This is a genomic window from Leptotrichia hongkongensis (genome assembly GCF_007990635.1).
Classification (GTDB): domain Bacteria; phylum Fusobacteriota; class Fusobacteriia; order Fusobacteriales; family Leptotrichiaceae; genus Leptotrichia; species Leptotrichia hongkongensis.
In genome coordinates, this window is the sequence record NZ_AP019846.1 from 274,404 (window position 1) to 293,677 (window position 19,274).

At 29.3% G+C, this 19,274-nt stretch carries 18 protein-coding genes; 12 read left to right on the forward strand and 6 right to left on the reverse strand.

The genetic code is table 11. The annotated features are described in order from the left end of the window. Nucleotides 1-19 precede the first annotated feature (19 nt). The 5 genes from FVE75_RS01365 to trxA form a co-directional block, all read right to left on the reverse strand. On the reverse strand, nucleotides 20-754 hold the full coding sequence (locus FVE75_RS01365; protein WP_147004857.1) for an NAD-dependent protein deacylase: 735 nt from the start codon (nucleotides 752-754) through the stop codon (nucleotides 20-22). Between the two features lie 80 nt (nucleotides 755-834). Further along, entirely contained in the window at nucleotides 835-1,767 is a 933-nt protein-coding gene (locus FVE75_RS01370) for a dihydroorotate oxidase (protein ID WP_147004858.1), read from the reverse strand. Nucleotides 1,768-1,804: 37 nt separating this feature from the next. Beyond that, on the reverse strand, nucleotides 1,805-2,845 hold the full coding sequence (locus FVE75_RS01375; protein WP_147004859.1) for a tetratricopeptide repeat protein: 1,041 nt from the start codon (nucleotides 2,843-2,845) through the stop codon (nucleotides 1,805-1,807). Between the two features lie 348 nt (nucleotides 2,846-3,193). Further along, nucleotides 3,194-4,129, reverse strand: a complete 936-nt coding sequence (gene trxB, locus FVE75_RS01380) for a thioredoxin-disulfide reductase (RefSeq protein ID WP_147006425.1) — start codon at nucleotides 4,127-4,129, stop codon at nucleotides 3,194-3,196. A 154-nt stretch (nucleotides 4,130-4,283) separates the two neighbouring features. Further along, nucleotides 4,284-4,595, reverse strand: a complete 312-nt coding sequence (gene trxA / locus FVE75_RS01385) for a thioredoxin (RefSeq protein WP_021743652.1) — start codon at nucleotides 4,593-4,595, stop codon at nucleotides 4,284-4,286. Nucleotides 4,596-4,892: 297 nt separating this feature from the next. Between trxA and FVE75_RS01390 the strand changes: the two genes are divergently transcribed. From FVE75_RS01390 to ruvA, 4 genes are all read left to right on the forward strand, one after another. Next, nucleotides 4,893-5,549 carry a metalloregulator ArsR/SmtB family transcription factor gene (locus tag FVE75_RS01390; protein WP_147004860.1) on the forward strand — a complete coding sequence of 219 codons (657 nt, stop codon included), beginning with the start codon at nucleotides 4,893-4,895 and terminating at the stop codon, nucleotides 5,547-5,549. 353 nt (nucleotides 5,550-5,902) lie between these two features. Further along, complete coding sequence (locus FVE75_RS01395; RefSeq protein WP_147004861.1) at nucleotides 5,903-7,156, forward strand: D-alanyl-D-alanine carboxypeptidase family protein; 1,254 nt, start codon at nucleotides 5,903-5,905, stop codon at nucleotides 7,154-7,156. A 71-nt stretch (nucleotides 7,157-7,227) separates the two neighbouring features. After that, nucleotides 7,228-8,013 (forward strand): glutamate racemase, encoded by a 786-nt coding sequence (gene murI, locus FVE75_RS01400; protein ID WP_147004862.1) that lies wholly within the window; start codon nucleotides 7,228-7,230, stop codon nucleotides 8,011-8,013. Nucleotides 8,014-8,041: 28 nt separating this feature from the next. After that, on the forward strand, nucleotides 8,042-8,683 hold the full coding sequence (ruvA, locus tag FVE75_RS01405; RefSeq protein ID WP_147004863.1) for a Holliday junction branch migration protein RuvA: 642 nt from the start codon (nucleotides 8,042-8,044) through the stop codon (nucleotides 8,681-8,683). 316 nt (nucleotides 8,684-8,999) lie between these two features. Here ruvA and FVE75_RS01410 read toward each other — a convergent pair whose 3' ends face one another. Then, the gene (locus FVE75_RS01410) at nucleotides 9,000-9,212 is read right to left on the reverse strand and encodes a hypothetical protein (protein WP_232052580.1); all 213 of its coding nucleotides are present in this window, start codon (nucleotides 9,210-9,212) and stop codon (nucleotides 9,000-9,002) included. 219 nt (nucleotides 9,213-9,431) lie between these two features. Here FVE75_RS01410 and FVE75_RS11635 point away from each other — a divergent pair, with 219 nt between their 5' ends. From FVE75_RS11635 to FVE75_RS01445, 8 genes are all read left to right on the forward strand, one after another. Beyond that, complete coding sequence (locus FVE75_RS11635) at nucleotides 9,432-9,866, forward strand: DnaJ domain-containing protein (RefSeq protein WP_147004864.1); 435 nt, start codon at nucleotides 9,432-9,434, stop codon at nucleotides 9,864-9,866. Between the two features lie 16 nt (nucleotides 9,867-9,882). Continuing rightward, nucleotides 9,883-10,710, forward strand: coding sequence for an FHA domain-containing protein (locus FVE75_RS01420; protein WP_147004865.1), 828 nt, complete (start codon nucleotides 9,883-9,885; stop codon nucleotides 10,708-10,710). A 33-nt stretch (nucleotides 10,711-10,743) separates the two neighbouring features. After that, on the forward strand, nucleotides 10,744-11,388 hold the full coding sequence (locus FVE75_RS01425) for an FHA domain-containing protein (protein WP_147004866.1): 645 nt from the start codon (nucleotides 10,744-10,746) through the stop codon (nucleotides 11,386-11,388). A 391-nt stretch (nucleotides 11,389-11,779) separates the two neighbouring features. Further along, nucleotides 11,780-14,149, forward strand: coding sequence for a PP2C family protein-serine/threonine phosphatase (locus tag FVE75_RS01430; protein WP_147004867.1), 2,370 nt, complete (start codon nucleotides 11,780-11,782; stop codon nucleotides 14,147-14,149). 15 nt (nucleotides 14,150-14,164) lie between these two features. Further along, nucleotides 14,165-15,379 carry a hypothetical protein gene (locus FVE75_RS01435; protein ID WP_232052581.1) on the forward strand — a complete coding sequence of 405 codons (1,215 nt, stop codon included), beginning with the start codon at nucleotides 14,165-14,167 and terminating at the stop codon, nucleotides 15,377-15,379. Further along, nucleotides 15,376-15,579, forward strand: coding sequence for a hypothetical protein (locus FVE75_RS11165; protein ID WP_232052582.1), 204 nt, complete (start codon nucleotides 15,376-15,378; stop codon nucleotides 15,577-15,579). The genes FVE75_RS01435 and FVE75_RS11165 overlap by 4 nt, the downstream gene beginning before the upstream one ends. Next, nucleotides 15,536-16,435 carry a serine/threonine-protein kinase gene (locus FVE75_RS01440; protein ID WP_147004868.1) on the forward strand — a complete coding sequence of 300 codons (900 nt, stop codon included), beginning with the start codon at nucleotides 15,536-15,538 and terminating at the stop codon, nucleotides 16,433-16,435. Before FVE75_RS11165 ends, FVE75_RS01440 begins: the two co-directional genes overlap by 44 nt. Nucleotides 16,436-16,601: 166 nt before the next feature. Continuing rightward, the gene (locus FVE75_RS01445) at nucleotides 16,602-19,265 is read left to right on the forward strand and encodes an acetate and sugar kinases/Hsc70/actin family protein (protein WP_147004869.1); all 2,664 of its coding nucleotides are present in this window, start codon (nucleotides 16,602-16,604) and stop codon (nucleotides 19,263-19,265) included. Nucleotides 19,266-19,274 lie beyond the last annotated feature (9 nt).

Below are 19,274 nucleotides of genomic sequence, written 5' to 3' on the forward strand. Positions count from 1 at the left end.
TCACCTCTTTATTTAATTTTTATTTTAAATTTTTAAAAATTTCTCCTATACTTTCGTGTATAACTAAATTTGCAAAATTATCCTGCTCAGTCTTGGATTTATTTATTAAAACAAGATTTTTTCCTTGAAAATATTGCACAAGAGAAGCTGCTGGATACACGATAAGGGAAGTTCCGCCTATAATTAATGTATCGGCTCTAGATATTTCGTTTATTGCTTTTCTAAAAGTATCTGGATCAGGTACTTCTTCATATAAAGTAACATCTGGTTTTATAATTCCGCCACATTTTGAACAATGCGGGATATTTTCAGTTTCACAGATTTCTAAAAATTCTTCCATATTGTATTTTTTGTTGCAAATAATACAAGTATTGCTGTCAACAGTTCCGTGAAGCTTTAGGACATTTTTACTTCCAGCCATTTCATGTAGACAGTCGATATTTTGGGTAATTACAGTAGCTAATTTTCCATCTTGTTCTAGCCTTGCCAAGTATTTATGAGCAAAATTTGGTTTTGCATTTGGATAAACAAGATGTTTTTTATAAAAATTGTAAAATTCTTCAGGATATTTTTCATACATTGTGTGGGAAACAAGTTCTTCTGGAGAAAAATTTCTATTAAGTTTTAAATTGTAGACTCCATTTGCACTTCTAAAATCAGGGATGCCAGATTCTGTAGAAACTCCCGCACCTCCAAAAAAGATGATTCTTTTACTTTCATCAATTATTTTTTGAAGTAAACTTATTTTATCCATTTTATCACCTTATTTCATTGTTTACTTTACTTTTTATTTTTTATTATTAAACCCACCATTAAAATAGTGGGTTGAAAAAATTATAAATATTTCAATTTTCCTCTGAAATCTTCGATAGTTTTATATCCTTTTTTGTCCATAATAGACTTTAATTCGTTAGTTATTCTTTCAAAAGCGCTAGGACCTTCCTTATGTAAAGTCGTACCGATTTGCACCATGCTCGCTCCACAAAGAATATGTTCAAAAGCATCTTGTCCTGTAAGAACTCCTCCCGTTCCAATAATTTTGATAGAAGGATTTAATCTTTTATAAAATGCGTGAACATTAGCAAGGGCAGTTGGTTTTATATATTCTCCCCCAATTCCGCCAAATCCATTTTTAGGCTTTATTACAACGCTTTCGTCTTTAATCACAAGTCCATTTCCAATACTGTTTATACAGTTTATAAATGTTAGTGGAAATTTATTAAATACTGCAGCTGCCTGATCGAAGTGGACAATATCAAAGTAAGGAGGCAATTTTACTCCAAGTGGTTTTTTGAAATATGAAAAAATATCTGTTAATAATTTTTCAGTAGTTTCCAAATCGTAGGCAATTTGAGGTTTTCCTGGCACATTTGGACAAGACAGGTTAAGTTCTGTTATTCCTTTAAAATCACTTTCCTGAACTTTTTTAAGTAATGCGTGAGTGTCTTCTGTCGACATTCCTACAAGCGAGAAAAAGAAAGTTCTATCAGGATGTGTTTTCTGTAATTCTAATAAATATTCTAAATAGTAATCAAATCCCAAATTTGGGAGACCCATTGAATTTATACTTCCTAAATTTGTGTCGTGGTATCTAGGTTCAGGATTTCCAGGACGTGACTGTAATGTCGCAGTTTTGGTAACAAATGTTCCAGCTTGTGAATTTATAACTTGTTCCAATTCGTTTTTGTCATAACAGTAAACTCCAGCAGCATTCATAAAGCAGTTTTCAAACTCAAAATCACCTATTTTTGTTTTTGTAGTTGCCATTTTTCCTCCTAAAAGTTAATATTTATTTTTATTTAAATTACAAATGTAAAGCTAACTTGTAGTATTGGATAGCCAATTTCAACTGATCTGCTTCTTCGTAAAGTTTTGCAACTTCAATTACATTGTCAGAAATTTTCAGATATTCACTGTCTTTTAAATTTTGTTCAGCAATGTCAAATTTTCCAAGTTTTATACAGCATTTTCCAAAATTAAATTTAAGTTTTGCATCGTCAATTTTTTTCATATCAACTTTTGCATTTTCTCGTTTTTTTCCTTCAAAAAAATGTCCATAATTTGTGTAGGCAAGATTATAGTTCTTTTCATCAGCAAAAATGTTTCCAAGCAGTGCAAAGGCTTCTAAATGATTTTCATCTGCAAGCAATGTTAAATAGTGCTTTGCAAGAGTAAGATTGTTTTTGTCTGTATAAAGGTTTGAAAGAACTTCCTGTGCTCTTTTATTGTCATAGTCATCTGCCGCTGTTTTTAAATGTTTTTCAGCAGTTTCAATGTCCTGTTTTTCGCCATACAGTTTTCCAAGAAGATAATATGCTTCACCATTATCTTTTGCCTTGTGTAAATATTCTTCAGCCAAATCAACTTGACCATTGTCATAGTAAATTTTTGCAAGCAGTACTTGAGCTTCTTGATCTCTTTCATCAGCTACAGGTTTTAAATAATCTATTGCTAAATTTTTCTTTTTGAATAAATAATACAATTTCCCTAAGTGATACTGTGCTCTTTGATTTCCATTGCTTATAGCTTGTTTATAGTAATACTCAGCTAATTCAAAATTTGATTTTCTTTTATAAACTGTTCCAAGTTTATCTTGCAGTTCAAAATCTCCGCCATCAGCAATTTTTTTTAAATATTTTTCTGCTAAATTTAATTTGTCATATTTTAGATAAATATCAGCAAGTAAAAGAAAAGCCTTTCTATTTCCCCCTTTAGCTGCTTCTTTCAAATATTTTTCAGCAAGTATGTCAGAACCGCTGTCATAGTAACTTTTTCCCATTTCATACAATCGTCCTGAATCATCATTTTCAATATTATCGAAACTTTCAAATTCGATATTTTCCATAAAAAGTAACCTCCTGTTTTCAATGTTTTATTTTTTGTCTCCAAATTTATTATTCAAAATTTGGAGTTTTAATTTAAAATTATTACATTATTATATTATACTATATTTTTTTATATTTGTCATATTATTTCAGAAAAATAAAAAAATTTAATTAATTTTTTATAATTTTATTTTTTCGATTAATCAATTTTATTTGGAACAGTTGGATAATTAAGTTAAAAAATAGATTTAGAGTATATTTTATTATAAAGTAAAATATAAAACAAAAAATGTACCTTAAAACTTTCTAATTGTTATTATCCAGTTTATTGGTACATATTTAATATTTTATTTCTTTAAGTTTTAGAATTATAAATTATTTTCTCTTAAATATTCTTCTACATCAAGTCCCGCAATAGCACCACTTCCAGCTGCAATTATTGCCTGCTGATATTTGCTGTCTTGGACATCTCCTGCTGCAAAGATTCCAACAGTACTTGTTTTAGAGGATTTTCCTTTTGTTATAATGTAGCCTCTATCGTCAATTTCGACTTTTCCTTCAAGGAATTTTGTATTTGGAGTTCTTCCAATCGCTACAAAAATTCCATCTGTTGCTAAAGTTTCGATTTCGCCTGTTTTGTTATTTAAAAGCTCTATTCCTGTAACTTTTTCATCAGCTAGCACTTTTTTTGGAGTATAATCTAATTTCCACTCAATTTTTTCGTTATCTCTTGCTCTTTGTTGCATAATTGCAGAGGCACGTAATATATCTCTTCTGTTAATGATAGTAACTTTGTTTACAAATTTTGTTAAAAATATAGCTTCTTCCATCGCAGTATCTCCACCACCAATTACAACAACATCTTTTTCACGGTAGAAAAATCCGTCACAAGTCGCACATGCACTAACACCTTTTCCTATATTTTCTTTTTCATTTTCAATTCCAAGGTATTTTGCACTTGCCCCTGTTGATAAAATTACTGTTTTTGCTTCTATGATATTTCCGTTATCCAAATGTAATTTAAATGTTTTCTTACCATTATTTTCTACATTTTCAATATCTTTTACAACTGCCTGTAGAAATTCAGTTCCAAAATTTTTTGATTGAGCCTTTATGTCTTCTATTAGCTGCGGACCTGAAATTCCTTGTGGAAATCCAGGAAAATTTTCAACTTCTGTTGTAGTTGTCAATTGTCCGCCTGGTTCCATTCCATTTATTATTATATTTTTTAATCCAGCACGGCTTAGATAAATTGCGGCTGTTAGTCCTGCTGGTCCTGATCCTATAATTACTGAATCATACATATTTTTCACCATTCCTTTTTTACGATTTTTCGTTTTATAAACTATAACTTAGTTAAATTTATTTTTTAATATTAAAGCCTAGCAGAATTGAAAAATAACCGCTAGACTTTTTTATAAATAAATATTTCTTTAAATAATATATTTGGCCCAAATTCTATAATACTTGGTTTACTTCTTCATAAAGTGCTTCTTTTGAATGTAATCCAACTAATTTTTTTACAGGTTTTCCATCCTTGAATAAAATTAATGTAGGGATGCTTTGAATTCCGAAAGATTGTGCTAATTCTAGTTCTTCATCTACATTTACTTTTCCTATTGTAGCTTTTCCTTCCATTTCTCCTGAAAATTCTTCAATAATAGGAAGTTGCATTTTACAAGGTCCACACCATTCTGCCCAAAAATCTACTAGAGCAACTCCATTTGCAATGCTTTTTTCAAAATTATCTTTGTTTAAACTTAATGCCATTTTACATCAACCTCTTTCTTAAAATCATTTTTGTTAAGTTTTATAATTTATAGTTTATTTTTTAAAAAAATTGTGTTATACTGTTTTTATAAAATCAACTATTCAATCAAGTAATTGAATAGTATCATATTTAAAATAAATTGTCAACACTTTTATTATAATTTTTAAAAGTGTACTCAAATTTACTTTAAAATTCAGTTATTTAGGGCTAAATGAAATGGGAGCTTAATAATAATTTTTAAATTTAGATTTTATGAGATTTGGTATAAATGTAAAAGTAGAAAGGAGCTGAATTAAATGGATAAGATATGTCAAAATTACAAAAATAGCCTGTATTTGGGATTATCAAAAATTGGAAAATGCTTATCCAGTGAAAAAAGAATCGAAATACTGGATTTACTTGTGCAAGGATCAAAAACTGTGGAAAGTATTTCGAATGAAACAGGAATGAGTATTGCTAATACTTCAAGACATTTGCAGATTTTAAAGGATGGTAATCTAGTTGTCTGTGAAAAAAAGGGAAACTATGTTGTTTATGAGATTGCAAATACACAGATAATAGATTTAGTGTATCTTCTGATTGGAGTAGGAGAGCAGCAACTGGCAGACATTCAACGGATACATAGCGAGTTTAATGACAGCTGCATGAAAATCCGTCCGATTACTTTGGAACAGGCTTATGAAATGGCAAAAAACAAAGAAACTTTAATAATAGATTTACGTCCGGCAGATGAGTTTAATTCAAGCCATATAGAAAATGCAATAAATATTCCAATGAAGAATCTGGAAGAAAATTTGAAGAATTTACCCCAAAATAAAGAAATAATTGTTTATTGCAGAGGACGAAACTGTGCCTATGCAAATTTAGCTTCCAAACTTTTGAATGATAATGGATTCCATGCCTACAGCTTGAATCAGAGTTATTATGACTGGCAAAAGTATGATAATTTTTAGTTCATATATTGTAAAAAAGGAGAAAATATTTTATAAATATAGAAATTTTTTTAAATAAAAACTAAAATAAAAATATAAATATGATTAATTTTTTTTAATATATAGGCATTAAAATTAAAATAAAATTGTAAACAGATAAAATAAATTTAACTTCAGGATTTATTTTTGAAATAATTTGGAGTATAAATTGAAATTTTTTATATATAATTATTGAGAATTTTTAAATACATTCAGGCAGATAACAGTCAAATCAAACAAGTTTTATCAATAAATTTACAAATGAAAAACTAATATGAAAATGTTATATTACTCTTTAGGAAATTTATCAGATAGAAAAGAGGAAAGAAAGGAAAATGGGAAAGAAAATAAAAAATAGAAATAAAAGTAAAAAAATAATATTATCCATAGCATTTATGATTACATCAGCATTTTCATTTGCTGAAGGGGAGAATTATCATGACTATAAAGCTTTATTAATAGGAGATGTTAATGGAAATATTATAAAGGAAGATAACAGTTCAGCAGTTCGGCCATTAGCCTCTGTTACAAAAATTATGACATCAATATTGACATTAGATAAAATTAAGCAAGGTTCAATTTCGTATGAGGACAAGGTAACAGTTTCATCAAAAGCGGCTTCTGTTCCTTATGGAATAAAATTAACTGCTGGAAAGCAATATACAGTAAGGGATTTATTAAAGGCAACTATTATAAAATCATCAAATAATGCGGCTTATGCACTTGCTGAATATGTTGCGGGTGATGTTCCAAGTTTTGTAAATTTAATGAATCAGAAAGCAAGAAGTTATGGGCTAAATTCTCTTCGATATTGCTCTCCGCACGGATTACCGCCTAAGTATACAGGTTCTTGTATGGATCAGGGGAATGCTAAGGATTTGTATAAATTGGCTCAAATAACATTAAAGGATTATAGTGAATACTTAAATTTCTCAAAAAATAAAACAGACTATGTAGATAACGGAAATACAAAAGTAAGTTCTACAAATTCACTTTTAGGAAATGTTTTGGGAGTAGATGGAATAAAAACAGGCTATCATGAAGCGGCAGGTTCAAATATAGTTTTGACAGCAAACAGAGGCAATGATAGAATGATAGCAGTTATTTTAGGTTCAGACAGAGCGAGAGATAGAAATGCAATAGGTGCAAAAGAGATAAATGATTATTATGCAAATGGCTATGCTAGAAAGACTCGTGGAAATAATAATTATGCAAGCAGTTCTGCTAACACTGGTAATACTGTAAAAGTTAATGAAAGTAATAAAACTGAAAATAATAATGCTCCAAAGGGAAACAAGATAGAACAATTTTTTAATACAATTTTTGGAAAAAATAACAATAATAATTCAGCTAAGAAAATGAAAATTATAAGTAAAAATGATGTAGTAGCAGTAGCAACAATTGGAAATAATAAATATAATTTATACCCTATAAAAGATGTAGAAATAACTGCAACTCAAAGGCCAAATCTAACTTACACAGTAAACTTGAATTCAGGAGTAACTAAAAATAGCAGGGGAAAAATTGTAGGAACATATATCGCAACTGACGGGACATTGACTTATAGTGGGGAACTGATTATGAAATAATGTAAAAAGAGCTGTTGTTTTTTAACGGCTCAATTTTATTTTTTAAAATATAATAACAGGAAGGAAATAAAATGTCTATTGGAGTATTTGATTCGGGAATTGGGGGACTTACGGTATTAAAAGAGATTAGAAAAGTATTGCCAAATGAAAAAATATATTATCTCGGAGATACAGCAAGAGTTCCTTATGGAGAAAAAACAAAAGAACTGATTGTAAGGTACTCAAAAGAAATTGTTGAGTTTTTGCTGGAAAAAGAAGTAAGTGCTATTGTAGTGGCTTGCAATACAGCTACTGCACTTGCACTAAAGGAATTGAAAGAAACTTTTAAAATACCAATTATAGGGGTAATAGAGGCTGGAGCAAGAACAGCAATAAATACTACAAAAAGTAATAAAATTGGTGTAATTGGAACGAAAGCAACTATAAAATCGGGGAAATACGAAGAAGAAATAAAACTTTTTAATACAAAGGCAGAAGTATTTCAGAAGGCATGTCCACTTTTTGTTCCAGCTGTAGAAGAAGGAATTTTAAGCGGTAAGCTTGTTAATCAGATAATAAAGACATATTTAGATGATTTTGAAGGGAAAGTTGATACATTAATACTAGGATGTACTCATTATCCGCTTTTAAAAGAGGCAATTGGAAAAATTTATCCAGATATAAAAATAGTGGATCCGGCAAGGGAAACAGCGTTAGATTTGAAAAAAATTTTACAAAAAAATGAATTTTTAAAAAATGATGCTAAGAAAAATGAAGAAGTAAAATATTATGTAACAGATGGGCAAGAAAAATTTAAAGAAATTGGAATTATGTTTTTGGAAGAAAATATTTCAAAAGTTGAATTAGTAAAATTATAAATTACAAATTTAAAAAGAAAGGGTATAAATGTTTGAATATATTTTAGGAAAATTAGCAGTGAAGAAAGTTGATTATGTTGCTTTAGAGATAAATGGCTTGGCATATAAAATTCATATATCCCTAAAAACATTTGAAAAAATAGATAATATTGGAAGCAACGAAAAATTATACATTTATACAAATGTAAAAGAAGATGATATTTCTCTTTACGGATTTAAAACACAAAATGAAAGGGAACTTTTTAAAGCGCTAATAAGTATAAGTGGAGTAGGACCAAAACTTGCAATTGCAATACTTTCTACTTTTAATATGAGAGAAATTATTGATATTGTTACAGAGAACGAATCAAAAATCTTTACAAGAGTTCCAGGACTTGGAATAAAAAAAGCTCAAAAGATAATACTGGATTTGAAAGATAAAGTGAAAAAACTGGATGTAGTAGAAGTAATTGAAGAAAATAGCAATATATTAAGTGGAAAACTGATAACTTCAGAAGTATCAGATTCTAGAGTTTTGTTAATGAAGGAAGATTTGAAATTGGCTTTAGAATCTTTGGGATATGTAAATACAGATGTTTCTAAATGGATAAAAGATAGTGAGTTAGTTCAAATAAAAGATATTAGTGAAGCTATAAAAATAGTTTTGCAGAAAATTCAAAATAAAAAATAAAAAATATAAACTTTATTTTAAAATAAGAGTGGAATATTAGTTAATTACTTTTTACATATTTTCACTCTAATTTTTTTAGATTGACTATAATTACAAAAATGTACCTTTAAACATTGCAATTTTTATTGCTTTGTCTACAGGTACATATTTTTTTAATTTACATAATTTTATAGTAAAATTTATTTAAAACTAAACTCAAAAGCTCTGACTATTTTACTCAAACCATAAATTTATATAATTTTAGCAGTTTAATTCAAAATAGGTTTGAGTATAATTTATATAAATTTTTATGAATAATAATTTTATAAATTTAATTTTATTTGGGATGTCTTTTATTAATTCTTTTTTCTTGAGGTTTTGTTGCTTGTTTTCTTGTTGGCTTTTTGTTTATCGATTTTCTTTTTGGTTGAACAATCATTGTTTTTGGCTTTGGTCTTTGCTCTTTAGGCGGAATGGCAAAAGATACAATTGACACTCCTGTTATTCCTAGAAATGCAACCATTTTCTTAAAAGTATTTTTCATATTCATATTAATCATCTCCATTTCAATTTTTATTTTTATGCTCTTACCTTTTGAACAAATACATAATACCATTTAGTTTTGACAAAAATATGTAAATTTTATGTCTTTTTTGTGAAATTTAAAACCAAAAACATTAATTAAAAATTAAAAATATATTGACAAAAATATAATAATATAGTATTATTTAATTAAAATTAAAGAAAAGTTAATAAAGAAGGAAGAGAAATGGATTATTACAAAATACTGGAAGTACCTGAAAATGCAGATATTTCTGAAATAAAAAAGAAATATAGAAAAATGGCAATGAAATATCATCCTGACAGAAATGCAGGAGATGAAAAAGCTGCAAAGAAATTTCGAGAAATAACGGAGGCTTATGAAGTTCTTTCAAATGAGAAAAAAAGAAAAGAGTATGATTGTAAAAGGAAAAATGGGAACAATCAGCCAAAAAATAAAAATAATAAGGAAAATTTTAAAAGTAAATCTTCTCAAAATAATTTTACTTTTGGAAAAGAATTTTTTAAGAGTGCAGCTGAAATGAAAGGAATGTTTGAAAACAGTTTTGGGCTAGATAAAATTGGGAAAAATAAAGCAAAAGCTGAGAAGGAAAGTGTGAAAAGTAGATTTGAGAGTTTTTTTGATATGAAAGAGAAAAAGTAAGAGGGGGAAATTAGAAATGTTGTGGGGAATTAGAAGAAGTTTTACAAATTTGGGAAATATTTTTAGGCGTCCATTTGGGCGTGGGAGCATTTATAGGCTGGAAAGACTTAGAAGCGTGGCACGGCTTGGAAAAAATAGAGAAAATGGAAAAATTGACGATGAAATGAGTAAAATTAGTGTAGAAAAGGGAATTAAAAAATATGAAAAACGGAAATTGAATGCAAAAAATCAAAAAAGTTACAAATTTTTAAATATAAAAAATATTTTGATAATGACAGTTTTAATATTTACATTTATTTTTGTACATTTTTCAGGGTATTCTACAAAAAGTCTTTATTTTTCAATTTTTATTTATATTGGAGTTACACTTTACCTGCTTATTGTGGAAAGATTTTTTGAAAAGGTGGAAGTTGAGGAGGAAATCAAAAATATAAAGCATGAGAGAGAAAGGGAGCATAACGTATTTTTAGAAAGGGTAAAGGAAATTGAGGATTTGGAGAAAAAGCAGATTGAGCATATATTTTTGAAGGATTCAGAAGATTATGATATGAAAATTTGGAAAATTGGGAGGGCAACATCGCTTCTTATTGGTAAGCAATCGCCAAGAAACAGGGTGGATATAGATGTAAGTGAAGGGATTTATTCAAATTTAGTCAGCAGGGCTCATGGAATATTAAATCGTGTCAACGGAATCTGGTATTATGAGGATTTAGGCTCACAAAATGGAAGTGGAATTGAAAGAAGTTTAGATAAACGGAAAATAAAGCTGAAAAAAAATATACCAGTAAAAGTGGAATCGGGAGACATAATTTATTTAGCGACTACAAAAATATTATTAAAATAAATCTATAAATAAAAAAGAAAGGAAAATTTTAAAATGAAATTGGATAGATGTAAAAATGGGCATATATACGATGTTTCAAGATACAGTTCGTGTCCTTACTGCAAATCAGAAGGACTGGAAACAGAAAATCTGGATGATAAAATTAATCTAGTTGAAGAAATGAAAGATGAAGATAGAACAACAGCCTACTGGTCTAAAGACAGCACCGTAGATCCAGTCGTAGGCTGGCTTACGTGCATTGAAGGGCATGATAAGGGAAAAGACTACAGAATTGTGAGTGAACGCAACTTTGTTGGGCGTGGAGAAAATATGGATATACAAATTTTAGGAGATACTATGATTTCCAGAAAAAACCATTGTTCAATAAGTTATAATCCAAAACAGCGAAAATTTATGCTAACTCCCGGAGATTCTAATGGATTAATTTATCTGAATGGAGAAGCAGTTTACAACACAGTAGAATTACGAGCTTATTCAGTAGTGGAAATGGGGGAAAGTAAGTTTGTATTTGTGAATTTGTGCGGAGATTATTTTGACTGGGAAAAGGAAAAATCAAGAGAGGAAAGCGTGAAAAGAAAATACGAAAATTTAAATGATGAAAAAATTGTGAAAAATACGAATTTTCAGAATAAAAATAATGATTTAGAAGTAAAAATCGAAGATTATGAAGAAATTTAATAAATTTATACTAAACCCAATATTTTCAAATGATTTAAGATATAATTTTTATTTTTTAAACAGGATTGAATATAAATTAATCCGTCGGAGCATTTTTATGTGCTGGCAAAACTGTCTGAGCATAGCGAGTTTTTTGTCAGTGTAGAAAAATGTCGTAGACTAGCCATAGGTTGTAGGATTTGCGGCGATGAGCAATCCTACGAAAATAAAAGAAAAAATATAATATAAAATAGGAAAAACTGTTATTAAACAAAATAATCTAATACTAAATCTTATTAGAAAATAGAATACAATTCAAAATTTACTAGATATTAACCTTTTTAATGGGGAATAGTATAAAAATATATTTTATAAAGTTGAATTAATCAAAAATAGAGGGAGAAATTGAGAAATGAGGAAAGATGAGGCAAAATTTATTACGGAATTTTTGAGTGAGGCTGGGACGAAGGCTGAAAATAACGATTATTTTGGGTATGTTTTGCTGGATAATTATGCGATTTGGGCTGTGGCGGATGGATTTGATGAGGAAGAAGGGGCAAAAGTTGCGGCAAGGATTGCTGTGGAATCTGCGATTGAATATTTTATGCTACGTCCACGATTTAATTATGATGTAATAAAGGAAATGTTGGATTATGCCAATCTGAAAGTTAAGGAAAAACAGGAAGAAACTCAGAAATATTCTCTTATGCACACTTCCCTTTTAATCGTAATAAGCAACTATAATTCAATTTTATATGGAAATATCGGAAATACAAGGTTTTATCATATTAGAGGTGGATATATCATTTCTCAAAGCAGAGATGACACGATAGCACAGCTTTTGGTGGACGAAGAGGCATTGAATGTATCGGATATGAGATTTCACAGGCAAAGAAATGATTTGCTGCAGGCAATTGGGGATTTTGGGAAAATTAAGCCAAATATTATAAAAAAACCTGTAGAACTTATGGAAAAAGATGTTTTTTGCTTGACGACTGTAGGATTCTGGGAAAATATTGATGAGCATGATATGGAAAACGACTTTTCCAGATTTGAGGATAAGAAGCAATGGTTAAATTCATTGGAAAAACGGATACTTGCTTCACTTAGGGATAATATCGAAAATTATACGATTGCACAGGTAGAAGTAGGTGCTGTAGCAAGTCCAGAGCCGATGGAAAAGGACAAAAGGAAACTTATTAAAAAAATAATACTTGTAATGCTGATTATTGTTGTAATTATTTTGTTTGTTGTAATTTGGAATGTGAAAAGGCGAAACGGTATTTTGCAAGCGGCAACACAGTATGAAAAGTTGGCGGATGAGGAGATTTTAAAGAAAAATTTTAATAATTCAATTGATAATTTGAAACTTGAAATAGGAGAATACGAAAAATTAAAGCCAAAAAGCAGGGGTATAATAGGATTTCTTACAAATGCTGAGAAAAAAAGAGCTGATGCAAGTAAGAAAATTGATGAAATAAATAAGAAAATTGGAGAAACTGAGAAGATTAAAAAGGCATTTTCGGATATTAATGAGGGAAATGAGATGTTTAACAGCGGAAATTATGACGAAGCAAACGTAAAGTATCAGCAGGCTAAGTATAATCTGAATGACAACAGTTATAAACGGGATGAACTGAACACGGAAGAGATTTTAACTACATTGGATTCACGAATAAATTCAACTGTGAAATTAAAGGAAGCTAAGGCTTTGGAAACGGCTGGAGATACAGCGGTTAATGAAGGAAGCTACAATTTGGCAAAGGTTAGTTATAAAAATGCGGCTGATATGTATTTGGCAAACGGAAGGGCAGATTATGTTTCGCAAGTTGAGAAAAAGCTGGAGGAAATAACGGATAAGGAAAAAACAGCATATAATGGGGCAATGTTTGCTGAAAATAAAGGGGATTCGCTAGCACAAAGCAATATTAATTCTTCAAAAGAGGCATATTATCAGGCACGACAGATGTATCAGACGCTTGGAGATACTGTGAAAGTGGGAGAAATTGACAATAAGATACAGGAACTTAATTCCCAGCAAAATGCTGATTTGCAGACTGCTAACAATCTCGTTCAGGAAGGGCTTTCGCAAATAACTGCTAATAATCCAGCACAAGCAATAAATATTCTAACACAGGCTAAAAATATTTATCAGAAAATGAAGGATACGAATAATGCAAATGTTGTGAGTAAATACATAAATCAGGCACAGGAATTTATTAAATTTGAAAGCCAGAATGCTGAAAAGTTGAAAACACAGGAAATGGAATATTCGGAAAAGTTAAGACAGCAGGAAATTCAGATGCAACAGCAACTGCAAATAAAAGAGGCTGAGATCAAGGCACAGCAGGAAGAAATGGAGCGGGAGAGGCAAAGGCGTGAAGAAATAACAAGGAAAATGGAAAATGCATCAAATCTGGAAATGCAGGCTGATCAGTTGGCTATAAACGAAAGATTTGAAGAAAGTATTTCAAAATATGAGGAAACGAAGAAATTTCTTGAAGAAGTAAATGCAGATGGGAATTTTGGAAATCAAATGTATAAAATTGAAAATTTGAATAAAAAAATTGAAAAAAGTGAGGGATATTTGCTAAAGAAAAAAGCAGAAGATGATTTTAAGAATAAAAAATGGAAGGGAGCTGTGGAAAAATTTACGCAGGCAAAGGAAAAGCTGGAAAAAAGCGGTACAAAACAAAACGAAATAGCCGAAATTGAGAAAAAGTTGAAAAAGTCTGAGAAAAAGGCGAATAAAAAATGGTGGCAGTTTTGGAAAATTTTTTAAAAGAAAGGAGGAAAGATGGTAAAAAATATAAAATTAAATACTTTCTTTTTTAAGGAATATGCACAAATTGCTGAAAAAAATACTTATTCGGCATATATTCCAAATGGAAGCAAGGGAATATGGTGTATTGCTGACCTTGATGAAAAGATAGATGAAAAAATGCAGAAAAAGTTAGAAATATTTCAAAAAATTGAAAATAGTAATGTTGAAAATAAGAAAATTGACAAGATAAATTTAGCAAAAATTGGAGTTCATAAAATTATTGAAAAATATTTGGGAAATAATGAATTTTCTCTAGAAAATATAAAACAGATGATACAATCTTCCATTGATAAAGTGATTTTTGAGAAAACAAAATTATATAAAGTTCATAAAGTTGAAAAAAATTTTGATTTAAAAAATTTTTATTCGCAAATTGTTATTATTATTGAAAAAAATAATATGATTGTTGGAAATATGGGGAAAACTGAATTTGTTTTGTATAGGGAAAATAGAATTGTCGAAAAGATAAGTGGTGAGCAAGTCAAAAAAATAAGACTGAAAAAACATGATTATTTGCTGGCTGGGAATTCTGAATTTTGGAAAGTTGTTAATGAGAGTGAAATTGAGGAGGTTTATGTTGATAGGAAAAGTAAATTAAATGTCGAGCAGAATTTAAGTGAACAGATAAAGGCTAGTGAGAAAAAATTGGGAAAAGTGATACCATTTTTGTCGATTTTTGTTGAAGATATTGAAATGGAAAAGAATTATAAATTGTTAGAAAAAGAAATTAATGAAAAAAATCAAAAACAGGAAAAAGTTGTAAAATATATATTTTTGGCTGTAATATTTGTGTTTATGCTTTTTTCTGTGGGAAAAAATATTCAAAAAAGTAATTTTGAAAACAAGAAAAACGAAAATGTCAAAAATGTAATGGCTAAGAAGATTAGTGAAAAATCAAATTTATTGGAAAATAATTTATATGTAAAAGCAGAAATAGAAAATAATAAAATTGAACAGGGAAATTTAGCAAATGTTAAAGTTGAAGTTAAGAAAACTGCTGGAAATGAAAATGCAGTTGAAAATCAAAATGTGGAAACAGGGAATAAAGAAATAGAAAAGAACCATGCAAAAAATTTGGAAATTACTCAAAATATTATAGAAACTAAAGAGAAAAGAGCTAAAAAATTAAATAATTCAAGAATAAAAAGAAAGTTTCTAAAAATAAAAAATATAATAGAAAAAATTTGAATGCAGATAATAGAAATTTTAAGAAAAATTATAAAGTAAAAAGTAATGGAATCTCACAACTTGAAAAGGAAATTGAGAAAAACTGGGAAGTTCTTGGGCGTGATAGGAACGGGAATAATTTTGTGAAAAATAGAGAATTTAAAAGGGAAAATAAGAATGGATTTTTTATTAAAGGGAACAATATTGAATGCGAAGTATAAAATTTTAAATTATGTAGCTAAAAGTGATTTTTCCAATATTTATATATGTGAAGATAGACAAGGGGAAAAAGTAATTATTAAAGAATGTTATCCTTCAGAAATTGTTATGAGAAATGATAAAGAGGTTTTCACTGAAAAGTACAAGAAGGATTTTGAAAATTTGAAAGGATGTTTTTGGAAAGAAAAATGTATTTTGGAGAAATTTTTGAAAAAATCTAAAAGGAGGAAACAGAGATTTGTAGATGATGTTGTTAAACTTGTGGATTTTTTTAGTGAAAATGGGACAAATTATATTGTTACTGAATATTTTCGTGCAGTTACCTTGAAAAAATATATTTTGAAAAATAGGATAAAAAATGGAAAAATGAGGATAAATCATATTTTGGAAATATTTTTTAAAATTGCCGAAGTAGTTTGTAAAATTCATAAAAAGGGAATTATTCATTGTGATTTGAAGCCTTCTAATATTTTGATTGATATTAGGGGAAATATCAGGATTATTGATTTTGGAGCGAGCTTGAAAAAGAAAGAAAAAGTTGAGTTTGTTAAGGTTTCGGACGGATATTCGCCGATTGAGATTTATTCAGAGAAAGTAGAGATTGATGAAAGAACGGATGTTTATTCACTTGCGGCACTTTTATATTTTATGCTTTGTGGAGTGAAAGTGGATGGGGCGATTAAGAGGTTTTATAAGGCTGAACTGGAGTTTGGAAGAGAAGTTATTTTAGAATTTGAGAAGGTTGGGAAATTTAAGGAAGTGGAAGAAGTTATACAAAAAGGGCTGGAATTTGACAGGCAGAAAAGGTTTGGAAGTGTTAGGGAAATGATTGAAAAATTGCGAAAAATTTTTGCTTAAAATAAAAGCTTTTTAATAGATTTAATTTTATAATGATGAACTGAAATAGTTTCAATAAAATCTATGTTTATAGCTTTTTATTTAGATTTTAAATTAATAAATCAAAACCAAAACTTGAATTTAAAGAAAGTATTCATTATTAATGACTAAAGGGGAAAAGGTAAAAATGAGATTATTTTATGAAGAGGAATTGCGAAGAAAATCTTATTATGAGATGTATCAGATTGCAATTGAGGAACATTTGGTAAATGTACATGTGGAAACGCCCACGAGAGAGGAGCTTATCTCACTTTTGATGAAATATAGGGGAGTCAAGGAAAATTACTGTATTGACAAGTATAATAAAAACGGGCTTGTGAATGTTCAGGAACTTTTTGATAATAAACTTGGCGAGAGAATTCATCATGAGAATAAGATACGGGTGCCACACAAGATTATTTTATACAAGGAGCTTGATTTGATGAGGGAAGACAATTATAAAATTGAGATTCCTGAAAATGTCAGCAGTGCAAATGTCTTTCTTATAAATGCAAATAATTACTTGTGTGGGATTTTCCAGCTGGAAAAGGATTTGAATAGCAGGAATAAGTATTTTTTAATTAGTAAAAAGGAATTTTTTAGAGTCGAAACGCTGAGAAATAATAAATTTTCATTTTTGTTCTTTAAAGAAAATGACTTGAAATTTATTCATAAGTTTTATAATTTGAAGGAAAATGAAATGACACCGCTTTATCCATATCAGATGGACTATTATAAAGTTGAAATTGAAAATTTTGTTGTGAAAAATCTGGAAACTACGAATACGCCACTTTGTATTGATTTTGGAACAGTAAATACGGCTCTTGGGGCATATCTGGATAAAAATTATGTGAAGGATTTGCCCACTAATGATATTTTGAATGGAAATGTTGTAATAGATGCGATAAATTATGTAAAATTTGATGATGGAGAGAGACATTATCGTGAGATTTTTCCAACATTAGTTTATGTTGATAATTGTAGCGATGCTAATAATATTAAGTATTCATTTGGGTACGATGTAGTAAGAAAGCTAGAAAGAAATGACTATATTGTCAATGGCTCAATTTTTTACAGCTTGAAAAGGTGGGTGCATGAACATAATAAACTTGAGAAAATTAATGATGAGTTTGGAAATATTCTGTATGTAAAAAGAAAGGATATAATAAAGGCGTACTTAAAATATATTGTGAACCGTGCGGAATATATGTTTAAATGTAAGTTTAAAAAAATTCATGCTTCCAGCCCTGTAAAATTGAAGGAGCAGTTTTTGACAATGTTTCAGGAAATTTTCATGATGGAAAATAAATTTAATAAAAATCAGAATTCTGAAATTTCTGAAAAAAATATAATTTCAAGCGAGAAAAATTATGAATATGAAATTATTCGTGAAAATGCTATGGATGAAGCAATTGCAGTGTTGTACAATACAATTGAGATACAGATAAGGAAGGGAAAATATAAGGAGAATGAAGAATATAGTGCATTAATTATTGACTGTGGTGGCGGGACGACGGATTTGGCAGCTTGTAAATATGTGATTAGTAAGGACAAAATTTCATATTATCTGGATATAAGAACGAGCTTTGAAAATGGGGATGAGAATTTTGGTGGAAATGACTTGACTTACAGGATTATGCAGTTTTTGAAAATTGTACTTGGGGCAAAGTATTCTGAAGATAGGGTTGTTTCTATTAATGATTTGATAAAATATGACAATGATATGATTTACAAGGTAATTGATGACAGCGGTGTTGAGAAGATTTTTGAAAATATGAATTTGGAATATGAAAAGTATGAAAATGTAATCCCTACAAAATATTCACAGTTTGAGAATAAAATGAGTGAGGAATATCAGAAAATACGGAATAACTTTTATATGTTATGGGAAGCCGCTGAAAATCTTAAAAAAGAATTTTTTACATCCGATGGAAGACTGCGGACACGTTTTGATGTGCCTAGAAATTATGAAAAACGGAATGATATTCATATAACGCAGTTGAAAAGCTGGAAAATTCATATTTATAAAAATGGAATATTTACCACAATAACAGATTATCCAAGACATATTTTTACGATAAAAGAAATTGAAAAAATCGTAAAAGCTGATATTTACGGAATGCTCAGAAAATTTTTGAATACATATTACAAGGAAGGGCTGCTTTTTGAATATTCATTAATAAAATTAAGCGGACAGTCAACGAAAATCAGTACATTTCAGGAAGTACTAAAGGAATTTGTGCCGGGAAAGATGATTGAATACAAGGAACTGAGCCATCGTGATGATTACGAGCTAAAACTGAACTGTCTGGATGGAGCTATAAAATATCTGGATTATAAGCGTTTTGGACATATAGATGTGGAAATTGTGAATGAAGTTCCGCTTGTACCATATTCTGTGTGGGTGGAAAAATACGATGGGGAAAAAGTGGAAATGATACAGACTTCACGAAAGGCTGATATTCTGATTGGACAAATTGACAAAAAGATTTCTGCTGAAGAACTAAAAATTTATGTTTATACTGCGGAAGGCGAATTGAAAAAAGAAATGATTTATAAAAATGAGGATAATTATGAAGAAATGGACGCACAGGAAATTTTGCCTGAATTTACAAATATAATTTCTCAAAATGATACTGATACAATTCAAAACAGCACAGTAAGATTTTTTGTTTATACTGATTTGAACAACTGGGGATTTTTTGTCGTTCCAATCCAAAGAAAATCAGATCAGCTTTATCTTGGACGAAAGGAATATTTCCCTTATGAAGATAATTTAAGTGAAAATTCCTATTTTGACGGAAACCACTAAAAAAGGAAG

Coding starts and splice junctions, on each gene's coding strand:
- FVE75_RS01365 (WP_147004857.1), bottom strand. CDS start 754: ATGGATAAAATAAGTTTACTTCAAAAAATAATTGATGAAAGTAAAAGA.
- FVE75_RS01370 (WP_147004858.1), bottom strand. CDS start 1,767: ATGGCAACTACAAAAACAAAAATAGGTGATTTTGAGTTTGAAAACTGC.
- FVE75_RS01375 (WP_147004859.1), bottom strand. CDS start 2,845: ATGGAAAATATCGAATTTGAAAGTTTCGATAATATTGAAAATGATGAT.
- trxB (WP_147006425.1), bottom strand. CDS start 4,129: ATGTATGATTCAGTAATTATAGGATCAGGACCAGCAGGACTAACAGCC.
- trxA (WP_021743652.1), bottom strand. CDS start 4,595: ATGGCATTAAGTTTAAACAAAGATAATTTTGAAAAAAGCATTGCAAAT.
- FVE75_RS01390 (WP_147004860.1), top strand. CDS start 4,893: ATGGATAAGATATGTCAAAATTACAAAAATAGCCTGTATTTGGGATTA.
- FVE75_RS01395 (WP_147004861.1), top strand. CDS start 5,903: ATGGGAAAGAAAATAAAAAATAGAAATAAAAGTAAAAAAATAATATTA.
- murI (WP_147004862.1), top strand. CDS start 7,228: ATGTCTATTGGAGTATTTGATTCGGGAATTGGGGGACTTACGGTATTA.
- ruvA (WP_147004863.1), top strand. CDS start 8,042: ATGTTTGAATATATTTTAGGAAAATTAGCAGTGAAGAAAGTTGATTAT.
- FVE75_RS01410 (WP_232052580.1), bottom strand. CDS start 9,212: ATGAATATGAAAAATACTTTTAAGAAAATGGTTGCATTTCTAGGAATA.
- FVE75_RS11635 (WP_147004864.1), top strand. CDS start 9,432: ATGGATTATTACAAAATACTGGAAGTACCTGAAAATGCAGATATTTCT.
- FVE75_RS01420 (WP_147004865.1), top strand. CDS start 9,883: ATGTTGTGGGGAATTAGAAGAAGTTTTACAAATTTGGGAAATATTTTT.
- FVE75_RS01425 (WP_147004866.1), top strand. CDS start 10,744: ATGAAATTGGATAGATGTAAAAATGGGCATATATACGATGTTTCAAGA.
- FVE75_RS01430 (WP_147004867.1), top strand. CDS start 11,780: ATGAGGAAAGATGAGGCAAAATTTATTACGGAATTTTTGAGTGAGGCT.
- FVE75_RS01435 (WP_232052581.1), top strand. CDS start 14,165: ATGGTAAAAAATATAAAATTAAATACTTTCTTTTTTAAGGAATATGCA.
- FVE75_RS01440 (WP_147004868.1), top strand. CDS start 15,536: ATGGATTTTTTATTAAAGGGAACAATATTGAATGCGAAGTATAAAATT.
- FVE75_RS01445 (WP_147004869.1), top strand. CDS start 16,602: ATGAGATTATTTTATGAAGAGGAATTGCGAAGAAAATCTTATTATGAG.